The organism is Streptomyces monticola (genome assembly GCF_042665355.1).
Lineage (GTDB): Bacteria > Actinomycetota > Actinomycetes > Streptomycetales > Streptomycetaceae > Streptomyces > Streptomyces monticola.
Genome location: NZ_JBHTCF010000004.1, coordinates 159,607 through 179,122 on the forward strand (window position 1 = coordinate 159,607; position 19,516 = coordinate 179,122).

At 70.2% G+C, this 19,516-nt stretch carries 17 protein-coding genes and 1 riboswitch; of the genes, 8 read left to right on the forward strand and 9 right to left on the reverse strand.

What is annotated here, in order from left to right; all coding sequences use genetic code 11:
* Positions 1–91 precede the first annotated feature (91 nt).
* Positions 92–1,363: an extracellular solute-binding protein gene (locus tag ACFQVC_RS11895; RefSeq protein WP_381829862.1), complete on the reverse strand. Its 1,272-nt coding sequence runs from the start codon at positions 1,361–1,363 to the stop codon at positions 92–94.
* Positions 1,364–1,646: 283 nt separating this feature from the next.
* Here ACFQVC_RS11895 and ACFQVC_RS11900 point away from each other — a divergent pair, with 283 nt between their 5' ends.
* The 7 genes from ACFQVC_RS11900 to ACFQVC_RS11930 all read left to right on the forward strand — a co-directional run bounded on the left by ACFQVC_RS11900 (position 1,647) and on the right by ACFQVC_RS11930 (position 11,463).
* On the forward strand, positions 1,647–2,435 hold the full coding sequence (locus ACFQVC_RS11900; RefSeq protein ID WP_381830535.1) for a GntR family transcriptional regulator: 789 nt from the start codon (positions 1,647–1,649) through the stop codon (positions 2,433–2,435).
* Between the two features lie 94 nt (positions 2,436–2,529).
* On the forward strand, positions 2,530–4,665 hold the full coding sequence (locus ACFQVC_RS11905) for a carbon starvation CstA family protein (protein ID WP_381829864.1): 2,136 nt from the start codon (positions 2,530–2,532) through the stop codon (positions 4,663–4,665).
* Positions 4,666–4,685: 20 nt separating this feature from the next.
* Positions 4,686–4,889, forward strand: coding sequence for a CstA-like transporter-associated (seleno)protein (locus ACFQVC_RS11910; protein WP_381829866.1), 204 nt, complete (start codon positions 4,686–4,688; stop codon positions 4,887–4,889).
* A gap of 196 nt (positions 4,890–5,085) precedes the next feature.
* Entirely contained in the window at positions 5,086–7,305 is a 2,220-nt protein-coding gene (locus ACFQVC_RS11915; protein WP_381829869.1) for a carbon starvation CstA family protein, read from the forward strand.
* On the forward strand, positions 7,305–7,565 hold the full coding sequence (locus tag ACFQVC_RS11920) for a YbdD/YjiX family protein (RefSeq protein ID WP_381829871.1): 261 nt from the start codon (positions 7,305–7,307) through the stop codon (positions 7,563–7,565). Before ACFQVC_RS11915 ends, ACFQVC_RS11920 begins: the two co-directional genes overlap by 1 nt.
* A gap of 152 nt (positions 7,566–7,717) precedes the next feature.
* Positions 7,718–7,841, forward strand: a riboswitch (cobalamin riboswitch).
* Positions 7,842–7,975: 134 nt separating this feature from the next.
* The gene (locus tag ACFQVC_RS11925; RefSeq protein WP_381829873.1) at positions 7,976–10,393 is read left to right on the forward strand and encodes a ribonucleoside-diphosphate reductase subunit alpha; all 2,418 of its coding nucleotides are present in this window, start codon (positions 7,976–7,978) and stop codon (positions 10,391–10,393) included.
* 113 nt (positions 10,394–10,506) lie between these two features.
* On the forward strand, positions 10,507–11,463 hold the full coding sequence (locus ACFQVC_RS11930) for a ribonucleotide-diphosphate reductase subunit beta (protein ID WP_381830537.1): 957 nt from the start codon (positions 10,507–10,509) through the stop codon (positions 11,461–11,463).
* Here ACFQVC_RS11930 and ACFQVC_RS11935 read toward each other — a convergent pair.
* Entirely contained in the window at positions 11,376–11,630 is a 255-nt protein-coding gene (locus ACFQVC_RS11935; protein WP_381829875.1) for a hypothetical protein, read from the reverse strand. The two genes, ACFQVC_RS11930 and ACFQVC_RS11935, sit on opposite strands and share 88 nt — an antisense overlap.
* 94 nt (positions 11,631–11,724) lie before the next feature.
* Here ACFQVC_RS11935 and ACFQVC_RS11940 point away from each other — a divergent pair, with 94 nt between their 5' ends.
* On the forward strand, positions 11,725–12,690 hold the full coding sequence (locus ACFQVC_RS11940) for a helix-turn-helix domain-containing protein (RefSeq protein WP_381829877.1): 966 nt from the start codon (positions 11,725–11,727) through the stop codon (positions 12,688–12,690).
* Between the two features lie 27 nt (positions 12,691–12,717).
* Here ACFQVC_RS11940 and def read toward each other — a convergent pair whose 3' ends face one another.
* From def to ACFQVC_RS11975, 7 genes are all read right to left on the reverse strand, one after another.
* Positions 12,718–13,377, reverse strand: coding sequence for a peptide deformylase (def, locus tag ACFQVC_RS11945; protein WP_381829879.1), 660 nt, complete (start codon positions 13,375–13,377; stop codon positions 12,718–12,720).
* Positions 13,378–13,435: 58 nt separating this feature from the next.
* The gene (locus tag ACFQVC_RS11950) at positions 13,436–14,416 is read right to left on the reverse strand and encodes a tetratricopeptide repeat protein (RefSeq protein WP_381829881.1); all 981 of its coding nucleotides are present in this window, start codon (positions 14,414–14,416) and stop codon (positions 13,436–13,438) included.
* 231 nt (positions 14,417–14,647) lie between these two features.
* Entirely contained in the window at positions 14,648–15,910 is a 1,263-nt protein-coding gene (locus ACFQVC_RS11955; protein ID WP_381829883.1) for an HD-GYP domain-containing protein, read from the reverse strand.
* Positions 15,907–17,298: an HD-GYP domain-containing protein gene (locus ACFQVC_RS11960; RefSeq protein ID WP_381829885.1), complete on the reverse strand. Its 1,392-nt coding sequence runs from the start codon at positions 17,296–17,298 to the stop codon at positions 15,907–15,909. The genes ACFQVC_RS11955 and ACFQVC_RS11960 overlap by 4 nt, the downstream gene beginning before the upstream one ends.
* A gap of 260 nt (positions 17,299–17,558) precedes the next feature.
* Complete coding sequence (gene rsrA, locus ACFQVC_RS11965) at positions 17,559–17,879, reverse strand: mycothiol system anti-sigma-R factor (RefSeq protein WP_381829887.1); 321 nt, start codon at positions 17,877–17,879, stop codon at positions 17,559–17,561.
* Positions 17,876–18,547: a sigma-70 family RNA polymerase sigma factor gene (locus ACFQVC_RS11970; RefSeq protein WP_381830539.1), complete on the reverse strand. Its 672-nt coding sequence runs from the start codon at positions 18,545–18,547 to the stop codon at positions 17,876–17,878. Before ACFQVC_RS11970 ends, rsrA begins: the two co-directional genes overlap by 4 nt.
* A 226-nt stretch (positions 18,548–18,773) precedes the next feature.
* Positions 18,774–19,418: an alpha/beta hydrolase family protein gene (locus ACFQVC_RS11975; protein WP_381829889.1), complete on the reverse strand. Its 645-nt coding sequence runs from the start codon at positions 19,416–19,418 to the stop codon at positions 18,774–18,776.
* Positions 19,419–19,516: the final 98 nt, after the last annotated feature.

Here is a 19,516-nt window from a genome sequence, read left to right on the forward strand (position 1 = left end):
CGTACGAGAGCGTTCAGTTCAAGGCCGTGTGGCGGCAAGGCAGTACGGGCCGGGGGCGGAGCCCCCCGGCCCCGCCCCCGGCTCGCCGGTGCTACTGCTTCTGCGCGAGACGCTTGTTGAACTCGGCCTCGACCTGCTTGGCCGCGGCGGCGTGCGACTTACCGTTCAGGACGGCGGTCATATACGTCTTGATCGGGTTCGGCGGGTTCTCGACGGCGGCCCACTCGGGGATCAGCGGCGTGGTGCCGCCGCCCGCGACGGCGGGCGCCGCCGCCTCACCGGCGGCCTGGCCCTCGAGGTTCTTCTGCAGCGACTCCTTGTTGGGGATGACGCCGAGCTCCTTGGAGAGCTGTCCCTCGTGCTTGTCGGAGAGGGCGATCTTCAGGAACTCCTTGGCGAGTTCCTGCTTCTCGCTGCCCGCGGCGACCGCGAGGTTGGAGCCACCGAGGAAGACGCCCTCGGGCTTGTCCGCGCTCTCACCCGGGATCGTGAAGTAGCCGATGTCCTTCTCGATCTTCGGGTTGGCCTTGATGGCCGTGGCGGCCTCCCAGCCCATGCCGATGAAGGCGCCGGTCTTGCCCTTGGCGAAGACTTCGGCCTGCTGCGGCGTCGCCTCGTCCTTGTCCTTGGGGGCCGTGGAGTAGGAGGCGTACTTCTTGTAGATCTCCATGGCCTCGCCCACCTTGGGGTCGGCGAGATTGGAGACCCACTTGTCGCCGTCCTTCTTCACGAGCTCGGCGCCGGTGCCGATGGTCAGGCCGTCGAAGAAGTACCAGTTCTGGCCCGGCATGTAGACCGGCTCGGCCTTGCCCTTGGCCTTGATCTTGTCGAAGGCCTTGAACAGGTCGGCGCGGGTCTTGGGGATCTCGGTGACGCCGGCCTCCTTGAAGACCGACTTGTTGTAGATCACGACGCGGTTCGCGGCGAACCACGGGGCGGCGTACTGCTTGCCGTCCACGACCGAGGCCTCGTTGAGGGTCTCGGTCCAGTCGGCGCCGATGGACTTCTTGAGGTCCTCGAGCTCGGCCAGGCCGCCGGTCTTGGCGTACGCCGGGGTCTGGGTGTTGCCGATCTCGAAGACGTCCGGCGGGTTCTCCTCGGACAGGGCGGTGGTCAGCTTCTGCTGGATGCCGTTCCACTGCTGGACTTCGAGCTTCAGCTTCGCGCCGGTCTTCTTCTCGAAGGCGGCCTTCACGGACTTGGTCCAGCCGTCGGGCGTCGAACCGTCCATGGCCCACAGGGTCAGCGTCTGGCCCTTGAAGCCGTCGGCCCCCGCCTTGCCCTCGCCGTCGTCCGAACCACAGGCCGCTACGGACACCAACATCCCCGCGACCCCGATCGCGGCTATCAGCTTGCGCTTCACGTCACCCTCCTCAGGGAACCAGCAACCCCCCACCCACTTCGGCGACATACCGCAGGCACTGTTCGTGGGACTGGGACCTGGTCTTTAATGGTGTAGACCAGTACGGGGAGCTTGGCCTAGACCTTTAGGGGTGTCAAGGGTGTATAAGAGGGGTCCCACATCCCGTTACCTGACCGACACCTGAGAGGGAGCGACAGGTCGCGGCCGGGGCGTGCCACGATGTGAGCCGCGACAGACGGAGGAGCCGGTGACGGCAGCAGCGCAAGAGCCGGAAAGGCAGGGCATGGGCACCGAAGCGGGCAGTACCGACAGTGAGGCCGCCGTCGCGCCGGCCGAGCCGCAGCAGAGCACGACCCGCACCGCCCGCGTGCCCAAGTACTACCGCCTCAAAAGGCACTTGCTGGACATGACGGAGACGCTGCCGCCGGGCACACCCGTGCCGCCCGAGCGCACCCTCGCCGCCGAGTTCGACACCTCACGGACCACCGTGCGCCAGGCCCTGCAGGAGCTGGTCGTCGAGGGCCGGCTCGAGCGGATCCAGGGCAAGGGCACCTTCGTCGCCAAGCCCAAGGTCTCGCAGTCGCTGCAACTCACCTCGTACACCGAGGACATGCGGGCTCAGGGTCTCGAACCCACCTCGCAGCTCCTGGACATCGGCTATGTCACCGCCGACGACCGGCTCGCCGGGCTGCTCGACATCACCACCGGCGGCCGGGTCCTGCGCATCCAGCGGCTGCGGCTGGCCAACGGCGAGCCGATGGCCATCGAGACCACCCATCTCTCCGCGAAGCGCTTCCCCGCCCTTCGCCGTTCCCTGGTCAAGTACACGTCGCTGTACACCGCGCTCGCCGAGGTCTACGACGTCCACCTCGCCGAGGCCGAGGAGACCATCGAGACCTCTCTCGCGACCCCGACCGAGGCGGCGCTGCTCGGCACGGACGTCGGGCTGCCGATGCTGATGCTGTCGCGGCACTCCCTGGACGCCTCGGGCCACCCGGTGGAGTGGGTGCGCTCGGTCTACCGCGGCGACCGCTACAAGTTCGTGGCCCGCCTGCGGCGCCCGCAGGACTGAACCAGTCGTTTCCCCGCGTACGTCCGCGGTGTAGCGCAGCTCACTTTCCTGCTCTACCGTCCTCCCGTCATCGCATGAACGGGAGGACAGCCCAGTGCGTCGTGCAAGCCCGCGAACCCTCGTGATCTGGACGCTCGTTGCGCTGGCCGGCGCCGCGGGCTGGACCGTACTGGCGCTCTCGCGGGGCGAGGAGGTGTCGGCCGCGTGGATGGTGGCCGCGGCCCTCGGCTCGTACGCCATCGCCTATCGCTTCTACGCGAAGTTCATCGCCCATCGGGTGCTCAAGGTCGACAAGACCCGCGCCACCCCGGCCGAGCGCCTGAACAACGGCATCGACTATCACCCCACCGACCGCCGCGTGCTGCTCGGTCATCACTTCGCGGCCATCGCGGGCGCGGGCCCCCTCGTCGGCCCCGTGCTCGCCGCCCAGATGGGATATCTCCCCGGCACCATCTGGATCATCGTCGGCGTGATCTTCGCGGGTGCCGTGCAGGACATGGTGGTGCTGTTCTTCTCCACCCGGCGCAACGGCCGTTCGCTCGGGCAGATGGCGCGCGAGGAGATCGGTCCGTTCGGCGGGGCGGCGGCGCTGCTCGCCACCTTCGCCATCATGATCATCCTGCTCGGGGTGCTCGCCCTGGTCATCGTGAACGCCCTCGCGCAGTCGCCCTGGGGCACCTTCTCCATCGCGATGACGATTCCGATCGCCCTGTTCATGGGCTTCTATCTGCGGGTGCTCAGGCCCGGCCGGGTCTCCGAAGTCACCCTGATCGGCGTCGCGTTGCTGCTGCTCGCGATCGTCGCGGGGCGCTGGGTGGCACAGTCCTCGCTCGCCGACACCTTCACGCTCGCGCCCTCGACGCTGGTCATCTGGATGGTGGCGTACGGCTTCGTCGCCTCCGTGCTTCCCGTGTGGATGCTGCTCGCGCCGCGCGACTACCTCTCCACCTTCATGAAGATCGGCACCATCGGGCTGCTCGCGCTCGGAGTGCTCGTCTCGCTGCCCACGATGAAGATGGACCCCGTCACGGACTTCGCGGGGCGCGGCGACGGGCCGGTGTTCGCGGGCTCGCTCTTCCCGTTCGTCTTCATCACCATCGCCTGCGGCGCCCTGTCCGGATTCCATGCGCTGATCTCCTCCGGTACGACACCGAAGATGATCCAGAAGGAGACGCAGGTCCGGATGATCGGCTACGGCTCCATGCTGATGGAGTCATCGGTGGCGGTCATGGCCCTGGTCGCGGCGAGCATCATCGACCCCGGCCTGTACTTCGCGATGAACGCGCCCGCGGGTGTCATCGGCGACAGCGTGCAGAGCGCGTCCCAGGCGGTCGCGAACTTCGGCTACTCCATCTCCCCGCAGGACCTCGCGGCCGCCGCGAAGAACGTCGAGGAGGCCACGCTGCTCTCCCGCACCGGCGGCGCCCCGACCCTCGCCATCGGCGTCTCGGAGATCTTCTCCCAGGTCACCGGGGGCGGTCTCAAGGCCTTCTGGTACCACTTCGCGATCATGTTTGAGGCGCTGTTCATCCTGACCGCGCTCGACGCCGGCACCCGCGTGGGCCGGTTCATGCTGCAGGACATGCTCGGCAACGTCCACAAGCCGTTCCGCAATGTGAGCTGGAAGCCCGGACTCCTGATCACCAGCGCCGCCGTGGTCGCCCTGTGGGGCTACTTCCTCTGGGTCGGCGTGCACGAGCCGCTCGGCGGGATCAACCAGCTCTTCCCGATCTTCGGGATCGCCAACCAGCTGCTCGCCGCCGTCGCCCTCGCCGTGTGCACCACGCTCCTGGTGAAGTCCGGGCACCTCAAGTGGGCCTGGATCACCGGGATTCCGCTGGCCTGGGACGCCACGGTCACCCTCACCGCGAGCTGGCAGAAGGTGTTCTCCAGCGATCCGCGCGTGGGCTTCTTCGAGCAGCGCTCCGTCTACCAGGACGGCATCGACGCGGGCAAGGTCCTGCCGCCCGCCAAGAGCATGGACGACATGCACACCATCGTCACCAACTCCACGGTGGACGGGGTGCTTTCGGCCGCCCTCGCCCTGCTGATCGTGATCATCCTCGTGGACGCGGCACGGGTCTGCGTCAAGCACGTACGCGACCCCGGGGCCTCCCGGCTCAGCGAGGCGCCGTACGTGGAGTCGAAGCTGACCGCGCCGGCCGGCCTCATCGCCTCCAAGGAGGAGAAGGCGGAGCTGGCGGCGGAGCGCGAGAGGCAGCGGGCATGACAGGAGGCATGACGGGGGGCATGACGGCGAGCAGGGTCCGGCGGGCACTGGCCTGGGTGCGGTGGTATGTCCGTGAACTCACCGACGAGTCCGCGTACGACCGCTATGTCGAGCATGCGCGCAAGAACCACCCGGGTGTCCTCGTGCTGTCCCGGCGCGACTTCGAACGGATGCGGACGGACCGCCAGGAGTCGGACCCGAGACAGGGGTTCCGCTGCTGCTGACCGCTGCTGCCGGCGGCCACCGCCGGCAGCCACCGCCGGAGCCGGGGAGTGCCCCTGGCCACTGCCGGCGCGGCGCCGTGACGCTATCGGCGACCTTTCGTAGTCGTACCGATATGCGGACGGGGGGTGACTCCTGATGAGACAGTCGCCTAGATTTCCTGCGGATTAACAGGGTGATCTAGGGGACGGAGCCACCATGCCGGAGTCGGCATCCACCAAGACGCGAAGCACGCGAAGAATCACACCCAAATCGATCGTCATCTGGACACTGGTGGCGCTCGTCGGCGGCGTCGGCTGGGGCGTACTGGCGCTCTCGCGGGGCGAGGAGATCTCGGCCGCCTGGATGCTGGCGGCCGCACTCGGCTCGTACGCCATCGCCTATCGCTTCTACTCCAAGTTCATCGCGAACCGGGTGCTCAAGGTCGACAAGACCCGGGCGACCCCGTCCGAGCGCCTGAACAACGGTGTCGACTTCCACCCCACCGACCGGCGGGTGCTCTTCGGGCACCACTTCGCCGCGATCGCGGGCGCGGGCCCCCTCGTCGGCCCGGTGCTCGCGGCCCAGATGGGTTATCTCCCCGGCACCATCTGGATCGTCGCGGGCGTGATCTTCGCGGGTGCCGTGCAGGACATGGTCACCCTGTTCTTCTCCACCCGCCGCGACGGCCGCTCGCTCGGCCAGATGGCGCGGGACGAGATCGGGCCGTTCGGCGGCGCGGCCGCCCTGGTCGCGGTGTTCGCGATCATGATCATCCTGCTCGCGGTGCTCGCCCTGGTCATCGTGAACGCCCTCGCGCACTCGCCGTGGGGTGTCTTCTCCATCGCGATGACGATCCCGATCGCCCTCCTCATGGGCTTCTATCTGCGCATCCTGCGTCCCGGCCGGGTCACCGAGGTCTCCGTCATCGGTGTCGCGCTTCTGCTGCTCGCCATCGTCGCGGGCAGCTGGGTGGCGGAGTCCTCGTGGGCCGACACCTTCACGCTCGAACCGGGCACGCTGGTCATCTGGATGGTCGTCTACGGCTTCCTCGCCTCCGTGCTTCCGGTCTGGATGCTCCTGGCGCCCCGTGACTACCTCTCGACCTTCATGAAGGTCGGCACGATCGTGCTGCTCGCACTCGGCGTCGTCATCGCGCTGCCGACGATGAAGATGCCGGCGGTCACGGAGTTCGCCTCCAGCGGCACGGGCCCGGTCTTCTCCGGCTCGCTGTTCCCGTTCGTCTTCATCACCATCGCCTGCGGCGCCCTGTCCGGCTTCCACTCCCTGGTCTCCTCCGGTACGACACCGAAGATGATCCAGAAGGAGTCGCAGGTCCGCCTGATCGGCTACGGCTCCATGCTCACCGAGTCGTTCGTGGCGATCATGGCGGTGATCGCGGCGTGCATCATCGAGCCCGGTCTGTACTTCGCCGTCAACTCGCCCGCGGGCGTGATCGGTTCCACCGTGGAGTCCGCATCGCAGGCGGTGCAGGGCCTTGGATTCACCATCTCGCCCGAGCAGTTGACGCAGGCCGCCAAGGATGTCGAGGAGGCCTCGCTGCTCTCCCGCACCGGTGGCGCCCCGACCTTCGCGCTCGGTATGTCGGAGATCTTCTCCGCCGTGATCGGCGGTGCCGGGCTCAAGGCCTTCTGGTACCACTTCGCGATCATGTTCGAGGCGCTGTTCATCCTGACCACGGTGGACGCGGGCACCCGTGTCGGCCGCTTCATGCTGCAGGACACGCTCGGCAACGTCTGGAAGCCGCTGCGCGACGTCAGCTGGAAGCCGGGCGTCTGGCTCACCAGCGCGGTCGTGGTCGGCGGCTGGGGCTACTTCCTGTGGGTCGGCGTGCATGACCCGCTGGGCGGCATCAACCAGCTGTTCCCGCTGTTCGGTATCGCCAACCAGCTGCTCGCCGCCGTCGCCCTCGCCGTGTGCACCACGCTGCTCATCAAGTCCGGGCGCCTCAAGTGGGCCTGGGTGACCGGCATTCCGCTGGTCTGGGACGCGGCGGTCACCCTGACCGCGAGCTGGCAGAAGGTGTTCTCCGACGACCCGAAGGTCGGCTTCTTCGCGCAGCGCGACAAGTACCAGGCCGCGATCGACTCGGGCGCGGATCCGCTGCCGCCCGCGAAGACCGTCGACGACATGCACACCGTGGTCACCAACTCCACGGTGGACGGCGTCCTTTCGGCCCTGTTCGCGGTCCTCATCCTGGTCGTCCTCGCGGACGCGGCGCGGGTCTGCGTCAAGGCCATCCGCAAGCCCGGTACGGCCAAGCTCTCCGAGGTGCCCTACGTCGAGTCCAAGGTGGTCGCGCCCGCCGGGCTCTGGGCCACCAAGGAGGAGAAGGCCGAGCTGGCGGCGGTGGGAGCCGGCGGCGGCGACGCCGGCGGCTCGAAGGACGATGTGCCCGCCGGGTCCGGGTCGTCCTGATGGGCACCCCGGGCTCCGCGCACCACCCGGCTTCCCCGGGCGCCGCGCACTCCTCGGCCTCCCCGGGCACCGCGAACTCCTTCTGGGCGCGCGCCCGTTACTGGTGGCGGGAGCTCACGGGCGAGGCGGTGTACGACCGGTATGTCGCCCATGCCCGGGCCTGTGCGCCCGGCACCGAGGTCATGTCGCGGCGCGAGTTCGAGCGCGAGCGGATGGACGCGCGCGAGGCGGATCCGCGGGAGGGCTTCCGCTGCTGCTGAGTCGCCGCCGGGCTCCCGCTGAGCCCTCGACGAGTTCCCGCAGGGTTCCCGCCGAGCCGTCAGCGGGCTCCCCGCCGGGCCACGACTGAGCCACGACCACCGGAGCGCGACACAACATATGGGGGCTGCCACAACAGGCGGCCCCCACATGTATGCTCGTGCTCGCTGTCGTCGCAGGGGAATCCGGTGCAAATCCGGAACTGTCCCGCAACGGTGTATCGGTGCGCTTTTGCGTACCCGTCAAGTCCGAAGACCTGTCGACAGTGCGCCCGTGCCGCCCGGCTCGGGTGCCAACGACGTCCGGGTCTCGCGGAATGGGCCGGTGGACGCGATGCGGTGTGCCGTTCGCCAGGCCTCCGCTACGCCGCCATCCCCCGCAAGGCCCCGAGCCGAGCGAGGGAGTGCTCCACGTGACCATCGCGCCAGCCGATCCCGTCTCACCCCAGACGGAACGCCGTGCCGACCACCAGGTCGAACCGGAACGGGCGGGTGACGCCCCCGGAACCGCGCTCCTGCGCACCCTGACCGAGCTGACCGCCGATCTGCCCGACACCGACCCGGGCCGGGTCGCGGCCGCCGCGCTGCGCGGCCGGAACGCCGGTTCGGACGAGGCGGAGCTGCGCGAACTGGCCACGGAGGCGGCGGCGGGACTGATCTCCGAAGACCCGGCGTACGCCCGGCTCGCCGCCCGGCTGCTCACGCTCGCCATCGCCGACGAGGCCGCGTCGCAGGGCGTCACCACCTTCACCGAGTCCGTCGCGACCGGCCACCGCGAGGGCCTGATCGCCGACCGCACCGCCGAGTTCGTACGCCGTCACGGCGCCCGGCTCGACGCGCTCATCGCCACCTCTGTCGACGAGGGCGCCGACGACCGCTTCGGCTACTTCGGACTGCGCACCCTGCACAGCCGCTATCTGCTGCGGCACCCGCTGACCCGCAAGGTCGTCGAGACGCCGCAGCACTTCATGCTGCGGGTGGCCGCCGGACTCGCCGAGGGCGAAAGCGAGCGCGCCCTGGAGGAGGTCGAGGCCCTCTACGGCCTGATGAGCCGCCTGGACTATCTGCCGTCCTCGCCGACGCTCTTCAACTCCGGCACCCGGCACCCGCAGATGTCCAGCTGCTATCTGCTCGACTCACCGCTCGACGAACTCGACTCCATCTACGACCGCTACCACCAGGTGGCCCGGCTCTCGAAGCACGCCGGCGGCATCGGGCTCTCGTACTCCCGTATCCGCAGCCGGGGTTCGCTGATCCGGGGCACGAACGGGCACTCCAACGGCATCGTCCCGTTCCTCAAGACCCTGGACGCGTCGGTCGCCGCCGTGAACCAGGGCGGGCGGCGCAAGGGCGCGGCCGCGGTCTACCTGGAGACCTGGCACTCCGACATCGAGGAGTTCCTGGAGCTGCGCGACAACACCGGCGAGGACGCCCGGCGCACCCACAATCTGAATCTCGCGCACTGGATCCCGGACGAGTTCATGCGCCGGGTCGCCGCCGACCAGGACTGGTCGCTGTTCTCCCCCGCCGACGTGCCCGAGCTCGTGGACCTGTGGGGCGAGGAGTTCGACGCCGCCTACCGGGCGGCGGAGGCCAAGGGCCTCGCCCAGCGGACCCTGCCCGCGCGGGATCTGTACGGCCGCATGATGCGTACCCTCGCGCAGACCGGCAACGGCTGGATGACCTTCAAGGACGCCGCCAACCGCACCGCCAACCAGACCGCCGAGCCCGGCCACACGGTGCACTCGTCGAACCTGTGCACCGAGATCCTGGAGGTCACGGACGACGGCGAGACGGCGGTCTGCAACCTGGGGTCCGTGAACCTGGGCGCCTTCGTCGACCCGGACGCCGGTGCCGACGGCATCGACTGGGAGCGGCTCGACGCCACCGTGCGCACCGCCGTGACGTTCCTCGACCGTGTCGTGGACATCAACTTCTATCCGACCGAGCAGGCGGGCCGGTCGAACGCCAAGTGGCGCCCGGTGGGCCTGGGCGCGATGGGCCTGCAGGACGTCTTCTTCAAGCTGCGGCTGCCCTTCGGCTCCGACGAGGCCAAGGCGCTGTCCACCCGGATCGCCGAGCGCGTCATGCTCGCCGCGTACGAGGCGTCGGCCGAACTCGCCGAGCGCAACGGCCCGTTGCCCGCCTGGGAGAAGACCCGCACTGCGCGCGGTGTCCTGCACCCCGACCACTACGGCGTACAGCAGCACTGGCCCGAGCGCTGGGCGGCGCTTCGGGAGCGGATCGCCGCCACCGGCATGCGCAACTCGCTGCTTCTGGCGATCGCCCCGACGGCCACCATCGCGTCCATCGCGGGCGTCTACGAGTGCATCGAGCCGCAGGTCTCCAACCTCTTCAAGCGCGAGACGCTGAGCGGGGAGTTCCTGCAGGTGAACGCCTATCTGGTGGCGGACCTGAAGCGCCTCGGCGTCTGGGACGCCAAGACCCGCGAGGCGCTGCGCGAGGCCAACGGCTCGGTGCAGGGCTTCAGTTGGGTTCCCGAGGAGATCCGCGACCTGTACCGCACGGCGTGGGAGATCCCGCAGCGCGGCCTGATCGACATGGCCGCCGCCCGCACCCCGTACCTCGACCAGGCACAGTCGCTCAATCTCTTCCTGGAGACGCCGACGATCGGGAAGCTCTCCTCGATGTACGCGTACGCCTGGAAGCAGGGCCTGAAGACGACGTACTACCTGCGCTCGCGCCCGGCCACCCGGATCGCCCGCGCCGCCGGTTCGAACCCGGCCACTCCCGTCCCCGCGCAGGCCACGACGGAAGAAGCCGTCGCCTGCTCCCTGGAAAACCCCGAGTCCTGCGAGGCCTGCCAGTAATGACCGCCGCACCCGAGAAGACCGAGACAACCGCGAAGGCCGCGAAGGCCGAGAAGGCCGAGAAGGCCGAGAGGAATCTGCTCGACCCGGGCTTCGAGCTGACCCTGCGCCCCATGCGTTACCCGGACTTCTACGAGCGCTACCGGGACGCCATCAAGAACACCTGGACCGTCGAGGAGGTCGACCTCCACTCCGACGTGACCGACCTCGCCAAGCTCTCACCCGGCGAGCAGCACATGATCGGCCGCCTGGTCGCCTTCTTCGCGACCGGCGACTCGATCGTGGCGAACAACCTGGTGCTCACCCTCTACAAGCACATCAACTCCCCCGAGGCGAGGCTCTACCTGAGCCGTCAGCTCTTCGAGGAGGCCGTGCACGTCCAGTTCTATCTGACGCTGCTCGACACCTATCTGCCCGACCACGAGGACCGCAACGCGGCCTTCGCGGCGGTGGAGAACATCCCGTCCATCCGCGAGAAGGCCGAGTTCTGCTTCAAGTGGATGGACTCGGTGGAGGAGATCGACCGCCTGGAGACCCAGGCGGACCGGCGCCGCTTCCTGCTCAATCTGATCTGCTTCGCGGCCTGCATCGAGGGCCTGTTCTTCTACGGCGCCTTCGCGTACGTGTACTGGTTCCGCTCCCGCGGCCTGCTGCACGGTCTGGCCACCGGCACCAACTGGGTGTTCCGGGACGAGACGATGCACATGAACTTCGCCTTCGAGGTCGTGGACACCGTCCGCAAGGAGGAGCCGGAGCTCTTCGACGACCGGCTGCGTGAGCAGGTCACCGACATGCTCAAGGAGGCGGTGGAGGCCGAGCTGCAGTTCGCCCGCGACCTGTGCGGCGAGGGCCTGCCCGGGATGAACACCGAGTCGATGCGGCAGTACCTGGAGTGCGTCGCCGACCAGCGCCTCACCCGGCTCGGCTTCGCCCCGCTCTACGGCTCCGAGAACCCCTTCTCGTTCATGGAGCTGCAGGGAGTTCAGGAGCTGACCAACTTCTTCGAGCGCAGGCCGTCCGCGTACCAGGTGGCGGTGGAGGGCTCGGTGTCGTTCGACGACGAGTTCTGACGCGCCGAGGAGTTCCGGGCCGCCGGCCGCACCGGGCCCCGCTCCGCCGCCTTCAACTGCCGGTCAATCCGCCGGTCGTGGACGTATCCGATCAGTGAGGGCAGCGCCAGAAGCAGGAAGACCCCGAGGACGCCGAGTGTGTTGAGGAGTGCGTGTGTGTTGTCCATGCGCACTACTTTCGCGCGCACGGGCCCTCGGGGTCAGTGGCAGGACTGTCATACACCATCGACTTCCTGCCAAGCCTGCGGCAGACTGACGGACATGCTGAAGAACGTGGCCGCAGTGCTGCTCGACGGTGTGCATCCCTTCGAACTCGGCGTCGTCTGCGAGGTGTTCGGCCTCGACCGCGGCGACGAAGGGCTGCCGGTGTACGACTTCGCGGTGGTCTCGGCGGAGGGCCCGGAGCTCGGCACGCACGCGGGCTTCACCATTCGAGCAACCCACGGCCTCGAACGTCTGGCGGAGGCCGATCTGATCGCCGTGCCCGCGGCCCGCTCCGACCGGGACCGCCCCTATCCGCCCGAGCTCCTGGCCGCCCTGCGGCAGGCCGTGGACCGGGGCGCGCGGGTGCTGTCCGTGTGCTCGGGCGCGTTCGTCCTGGGCGAGGCGGGGCTCCTCGACGGACGGCAGTGCGCGGTGCACTGGAGGTACGCGCGGGAGCTGGCGGTCCGCTTCCCCCGCGCCCGCGTCGAACCCGACGTCCTGTACGTCGACGAGGGCCCGGTCATCACATCCGCCGGCACCGCCGCGGGTATCGACGCCTGTCTGCACATCGTGCGCACGGAACACGGCAGCGAGGTGGCCAACGCCATCGCCCGGCGCATGGTCGTGCCCCCGCACCGCGACGGCGGCCAGGCCCAGTACGTGGAGCGGCCGCTGCCCGCCACCCCCTGTGACACCGTCGGGGAGGTACTCGCCTGGCTGGAGCGGCACCTGGACGAGGAGATCACCGTCGAACAGCTCGCCGCCCGTGCGCATATGTCACCGCGCACCTTCGCCCGCCGCTTCTCGCAGGAGACCGGCACCACGCCCTATCGCTGGCTCCTGCGCCAACGCGTCCTGCGCGCCCAGGAGTTGCTCGAGTCCACGGACGAGACGGTGGACACGGTCGCGAGCCGGGTCGGCTTCGGCACCGCGGCCGCCCTGCGCCATCACTTCCTGCGCGTGCTCGGCACGACACCGAACACCTACCGCCGCACGTTCCAGGGACCGGCCCGCGCGGCGTGACCGGTCCCGGAGTTCAGCTCATGGCCCTCAGGCGTTCGGCACCGTCTCGTACCGCGGCGTGCCCTCTTCCATCTGGCGCAGGGCGTCCTTGCGCTCACGCTTGGAGAGACGGTCGATGTACAGGTAGCCGTACAGGTGGTCCGTCTCGTGCTGCAGGCAGCGGGCGAAGTAGCCGGTGCCGCGCACGGTGATCGGGTTGCCCTTCTCGTCCTGGCCCTTGACCACGGCGTAGTCGGGGCGGGCGAGCGAGGCGTAGGCCGTCGGCACGGACAGGCAGCCCTCGTTGGAGTCGTCGAGGCTGCGCTGGTCGGCCGGGAGGTCCTGGAGGACGGGGTTGCAGACGACGCCCACGTGCCGGACCCCGTCGTCGTCCGGGCAGTCGTACACGAAGACCTTGAGGTCGACGCCGATCTGGTTGGCGGCCAGGCCCACGCCCTCGGCGGCGCGCTGGCTGGCGAACATGTCGTCGACCAGCTTCGCGAGCTCGTCGTCGAAGGCCGTGACGTCCTTGCACTCCTTGTGCAGCACCGGGTTGCCCACGACGGTGACCGGCCGGGACGTGCCGCGCTCGCGGTAGGCCGCCTCGCGCTCCCCGGGGTTCTCGGTGTCGATGACGAAGCCCTCGTCGTCGACGGGGAGCACCGCCGAGCTCACCGGTGCCTGCTGCTCAGTGTCCTGCTGCGCCATGACCGACGTATGCCTTCCTCAACATGCCAAGTGGTGGATACAGCCTACGGGCAAGAGGTCAGCAGACTTCTTCCAGATCCCGCCAGTCCCGGGAGTCCGGGCTGTCCGCCACCCAGCCGTCGAGCAGCCCGCGCACCAGGCCCGCGGGCGCCGCGAGGCCGCACTCGCGCTCCGGCACCCACAGGGCGCCGGGGCTGCGGTGCCCGAGCGGTCCCGGGTGCCCCGGCTCGCTGTGGTCGTGCGGGTCGAGGTGCTCGCCGTCGCCCTCGTCGCTCGGCATCCGGCTCTCCGAGCACATCCGGCACAGCAGGCGCACGGACGACGACCAGTCCTCGGCCGCGAAGCCCGCGTCCGCCGCGAGCCGCTCCAGGGCGTCCCGGTCGGCCTCGGTGGCGGCTTCGAGGAGCACCACCCAGGTGGGCACCGGCGAGGGCGCCCACAGCTCGATCTCGTCGAAGACGGGGTACGACTGGCCCGCGGCCGTGGTCCGCTCCCCGTGCGGTACGCCGTCGTGCAGGACGACCTCGCCCCAGCGCCGCCCGGACGACGGCAGCGGAATGGAGAGCACCTCGATACGGGCCGGATCCAGGCGGCGGCCCCACACCACTTCGGCCTCGCCCTCGGGGGAGAGCCGGACGGCGGCGCTGCCCAGGTCCATGCCGAGCGGCTCGCCGCTGCCCACAGCGCCGCCCGGCACCTTCAGGCCGTACGCCTGCCAGGCGCGGCGCGCGAGGGGCCAGTCCTGCAGGGCGGTCGCCGCGATGCCGACGTTCCACCAGTCGGGGGCGCCCGTCTCGCGGTCGAGGAGGGCGACGGCGCGCAGGCCCGCGGCCCGCGCCTGCTCCCAGTCGTGCCGGAACTTGTGCAGCAGCGCGAGGTTGAACCAGGACTCGGACAGCCAGGGTTCGAGGTCCGCCGCACGCGTCAGGAGCGCGCCCGCGTCCTCGTAACGGCCGTCGCCGATGAGCGTGAACGCCCTGTCGGTGGCCTGCCGCCATGAGGCGGAGGGCCGGTGTCGTCCCTTGCCGAAGATCCTCACGATTCCCGCCTGCCCAGATTCGTTCCAAAACAGTGCAGCATCGGGCCTTTGCCCCCGGACACCCTGCACTTCGCATCCAACCATGCCCACTCGGACGCCCGCTCATTACCCATGGGTTACCCAGGTGGGACAAGGGGATCCCTGTGGATCTCGCCCTTTGAGCGGCTACGAACCGTTACCGGCCCCCTCTCCATGAGTGCTGCCCGCCGCTCCCGGACGGCCACACGCCCGCTACAGGCCGCTCCCGACCCGTGACAGCACCCTCGCAAGGGATTCCACGACCTCCGGCTGGTGGTCGTGGCCCGTGGAAAGACGCAGCCTCTCCAGGGCGGTGAGCGGCCCGCCGGGGCCTTCTCCCCTGGCCATCTCGTCGTATGCGTTCGCTGTCCGCACAATGCGCGCGGTGAGCGGCTGGTCGCGGTACGGCTCCGCCTGCCGCTCCACGACCATCGCGACATCCGCGAGCACACCGGTCTGACGCACCACGGCCCCGCCGAGCAGGGCGATCCGGCGCTGTTCGGCGGCGGGCAGGACCGCGGTGGCGCCTTCGGACACCGGGTCGACCAGGGAGAGCTGCCCGATGTCATGCATGAGGGCGGCGTATTCGAGTACGACGAGATCGGCGCCGGCGAGACCGAGATCACGGCCGACGGCCCGGCTGAGCGCGGCCACACGGCGGGCGTGACCCGGCGGGGTGTAGCCGGCGATCTCGGTGGCCCGGGCGAGTGAGGTGATGGTCTGCCGGTAGGTGGTGCGCACGGCCGCGTACCGCCGGAAGGAGAGCTGGGTCAGCAGCAGCGGCAGACAGAACACCGGCAGCGCCCACAGCCCCGCGACGGCCACCGCGAGGGCCATCACGGCGCCGGTCGCGCCGACCGCGGAGCCGATGCCGCGCATGGCCCGCAGTTCGTCGCGCAGCAGCGGCCCGTACGGCCAGCCGGTGCGGGCGCTGAGCAGGGCGGCGGCGAGCACGGCGTCGCAGAGCGCGGTGAGGGCGAGCACCACCACGAGCCACAGCGCGTAGTACGGGCCGTACCCGACCAGCTCTCCCAACTTCCCCGAGTTGTAGAGGGGTTGGAAGCACACCGCGGCGAAGCCGACGGACAGGACCCGGCGCGCCATGTGGTCGAGCCCTGGAGCACGGCCGAGCGCCACATGCGGGACGGAGCCGACCAGGAAGGCGGCCACCGTCACCGCGGTCACCTGCAGCACGCCGTGGCTGGTGGGGTGCCCGGCGTTCTCCCCGAGCAGGGCGTACGCGAGGGCTCCGGCGGCGCCGAGCGGTGCGGGCTCCCGCTCCCCCGCGCCGCCGCCCCACCGGGCCAGTTCGCCGACCGCGATGAGCGCCCCGAAGGCCAGGGCGACCCCCCGTTCGGCGAGCCCGAACCACAGGGTGTGCCCGAGGGCGGCGGCGGTCAGCAGGGCGGCGAGCAGATGCACGCACCGCACCACGGCGGGAGCGCCCGCCGGCTTCGCCGTGTCCCACCGGGTCACCGAGGCCGCTCCCCGGTGACGGGAGTGCGCCGGCGGCTCTCAGGAGGCACGTTTTTTCTCGGTGCGGGGAGCGCGGGGCCGTCCGAGGCGACCGCAGGGGCGTCGGACGTGACGGCCGGGTGCCAGCCGCCGCGTTCGATGGCGCGCGCCAGGGCCCGCACCATCTGCGGGTCGAACTGCCGCCCCGCGCACCGTTTCAGCTCGGCCACGGCCTCCGCGACGGGCCTGGCCCGCCGGTAGGAGCGGGTGGACGTCATCGCGTCGAAGGCGTCGGCGACGGCCACCACCCGGGCGAACTCCGGAATCTGCCGCCCCACGAGGCCATACGGATAGCCGCTGCCGTCGAGCCGCTCGTGGTGGTGCAGGATCGCGCTGCGGGCCTCCCCCAGGAAACCGATGCCGCGCACCATCTCGTGGCCGTACTCGGGGTGCAGCTCGATGATCCGGCGCTCCTCGTCGGTGAGCGGCCCGTCCTTCCTCAACAGCCTTGTGGGGACGCCGAGTTTGCCGACGTCGTGCAGAATCCCGGCGAACCGGAGCACCTCCACGCGCGCGTCCTCCATGCCCAGCTCACGGGCGATCAGGACGGAGGCCTTGCCGACCCGCTCGCTGTGCCCGCGGGTGTACTCGTCCTTGATGTCGACGGCCTGCACAAGCGCCCTGATGGTGGCCTGGTGGGCGGCGCGCTCGCGGTGGTACTGGGCGAACACCCAGCAGGAGATGTACATCGGCAGCAGCACGAGCAGCGCGGCGAGCGGCCCGTACGGGCTGCGCCAGAGCACCGCCATCATCAGCCCGGCGAGCCCGTGCACCACGACGGGCGCGAGGGTGCGCAGAAAGAGCCCGCGCCAGGCGGCCCGTACCGGCAGCCGCTCGGCCGTGGCCAGGATCGCGCCGTCCAGGGCGGCCAGGACCAGGGCGAAGACGAGGGCGGCGGCTCCCGCGGGCACGAGGGCGCCCGGGAAGTCCGGTGCCGGCGGGGTCCCGGCGGCCAGTGCCTGCCGGCCCCCGAGTGCGAGATGGACACCGGCCGCCGCCCACGACGCGAGCGCCAGCTGGGCCGCCCGCCAGATCCGCCGTGGCGCGGCGGGCCGGCGCTCGACCCGGGCGAGCACGGCACCGGGCACGGCCACCAGGGCGGCCGCGGCGGGCGGCAGCAGAAAGGCCCCGGCGAGCAGCACGGGGAAGAACGCGGCCATCCCGCGCGGCGCCCGCTCCCCGACGACCCGGCAGCGGGTGAGCTGCTCGCAGCCGGCGTACAGCGCGGCGAGGAGGGCGAGGGCGCCCCAGGGCGTGCCGTCGGCGCTCAGCACGGGAAGCACGCAGACGGCGGCGCCCACGGCGACGGCACCGATGGTGACCGAGCCCCGCAGGGGAACCGACCGCATCGCGCCCCCTCCCCATCCCCCGGCAGCGCCGGTCCTCCGTAAGCCGTTCAAGCTCCGGAGAATAGGACGGTGCTGTGCGAGGGGGCACGGGATCGGGTGATTCCGCGGCTTATGCGAGCGCGGATTAGCACCTTCGAGTGACAGCAGGCCGCAGCCCACGGAAATACGGGCTGCGGCCTCTTAACTCTGTGCTACGCGAGGGGAGTTCAGCCGGTTGGGCCCTGTGGAGCGGCCGGGTCGGTCCCGTGAAGCGACCGGGTTCAGGACTCCTGCGCGGAAGACGGCAGCTCCGCCGACGCGGTCAGATCGTGCTCGGGCACGGCCTGACCGGAACGGATCAGATCGATCCGGCCCATGACCTTGGCGCGCAGATCGGTCGGCACGTCGTCCTGCCCGCAGCAGCGCTTGACCAGCTTCTTGACCGCCTGCTCGAGGCCGTACTTCTCCAGGCACGGAGAGCACTCCTCGAAGTGCGACTCGAACTTGGTGCAGTCGCTGTCGGGCATCTCGTGGTCCAGGAACTCATAGAGATGGTCCAGGACCTCGGAGCAATCCGTCTCGTGCGGGTCTCCGCAGCTCATGAGCCCGAGCCTTTCGTTCCGTTCGACGACTCACTCGTACCGGTGGCGGCACCGGCGGGGACGAGGCCACGGTCCTTGGCGTAGTCCTCGAGCATGCCGCGCAGTTGGCGACGGCCCCGGTGGAGGCGGGACATCACGGTGCCGATGGGAGTACCCATGATGTCGGCGATCTCCTTGTAGGCAAAGCCCTCTACGTCCGCCAGATAGACGGCGATGCGGAACTCCTCGGGGATCGCCTGGAGCGCTTCCTTCACATCCGAGTCCGGCAGGTGGTCGAGCGCCTGGGACTCGGCGGAGCGCAGACCCGTCGACATATGCGACTCGGCGCGCGCCAGCTGCCAGTCCTCGATCTCCTCGGCGGCACTGCGCTGGGGCTCGCGCTGCTTCTTGCGGTACGAGTTGATGAAGGTGTTGGTGAGGATGCGGTACAGCCACGCCTTGAGGTTGGTGCCCTCACGGAACTGGTGGAAGGACGCGTACGCCTTCGCATACGTCTCCTGCACCAGGTCCTCCGCGTCCGCGGGATTGCGCGTCATACGCAGCGCGGCCGAATACATCTGGTCGAGGAACTCCAGCGCATCGCGCTCGAACCGGGCATTGCGCTCGGCAGCGGTCTCCTGCGCCGTCTCCTCCGCGCGGCCCTCGTCGGTCCCAGTGACCTGACCCACCTCCTCCGGCTTCGTGGCGAAGCCGAAACCGGCGACGCTCGAATCGGAGGATAGACGACGATCCGGTCCGCCCGCCGCCCGAATAGGGGCGGTCTTGGCCGCCGCCAGCATGGACCTCTCCAGGTCAGCGGCGCTGCTGCGGCTCGGGCAGGCGATCGAACCCATGCGGCGGACTCCCTAAGTTCGTGCGTTCTTTCCGACGTTCGCCTCAACAGCCGTCACGCACTCACCATTCCCGGAGTCCCTTGATCCAGACGGTCACTTCCCGCGTGATGAGCGCCACGGCCTCGCCCTGGCCGATGTCCGCCTTCTTCGGCACGGCGAAGCCGTGATCGCCGTACGGCACCTCCACCAGGTCGTACGCGCCGTCCGGGAACTCGCCCGGCCTGCCGAAGGGATCGTTCCCGCCCTGCACGACGAGGGTCGGCACCCCGCTGCCGAGCAGCTCGTCGGCGCGTGACTTCTCCGGCTTGCCCGGCGGGTGCAGCGGGAAGCTGAGCGCGAGTACGGCGTGCGCGCCCAGGTCCGCGGCGGTACGGCAGGCCACGCGGGCGCCGGCGCTGCGGCCGCCGGCGATCACGGGCAGCCGCTGCTCCGCGAGGGCGGGCCAGAGCCCGCGCCACCCGGCGTCGAGGGTCTTCGGCGCCGGTGCCACCTTCCTGCCGGCCACCCGCCAGGGCTGCTCCACGAGCGCGACGGTGACACCGTGCCCGGGCAGCGCGGCGGCCAGCCCCTGCAGGTCCCGCGCCTCGATGCCGCCCCCGGCGCCGTGGCTCACGGCGAGGAGGAGCGTGGGCTTCCCGGCACGGTGCCAGGTGATCCTGGCCTCTCCGGCCGGGGTGTCGACGGATTGGATCTCGTTCTTGGTCACGCGCCCATCCTGCCGCGCGGCCGTGGGCTTTCCCCGCGACCCCGCGCCCCCGCGAACCCGCGGCGCCCCGCGACCCCGCAGCCCCACGGCCCCACCGC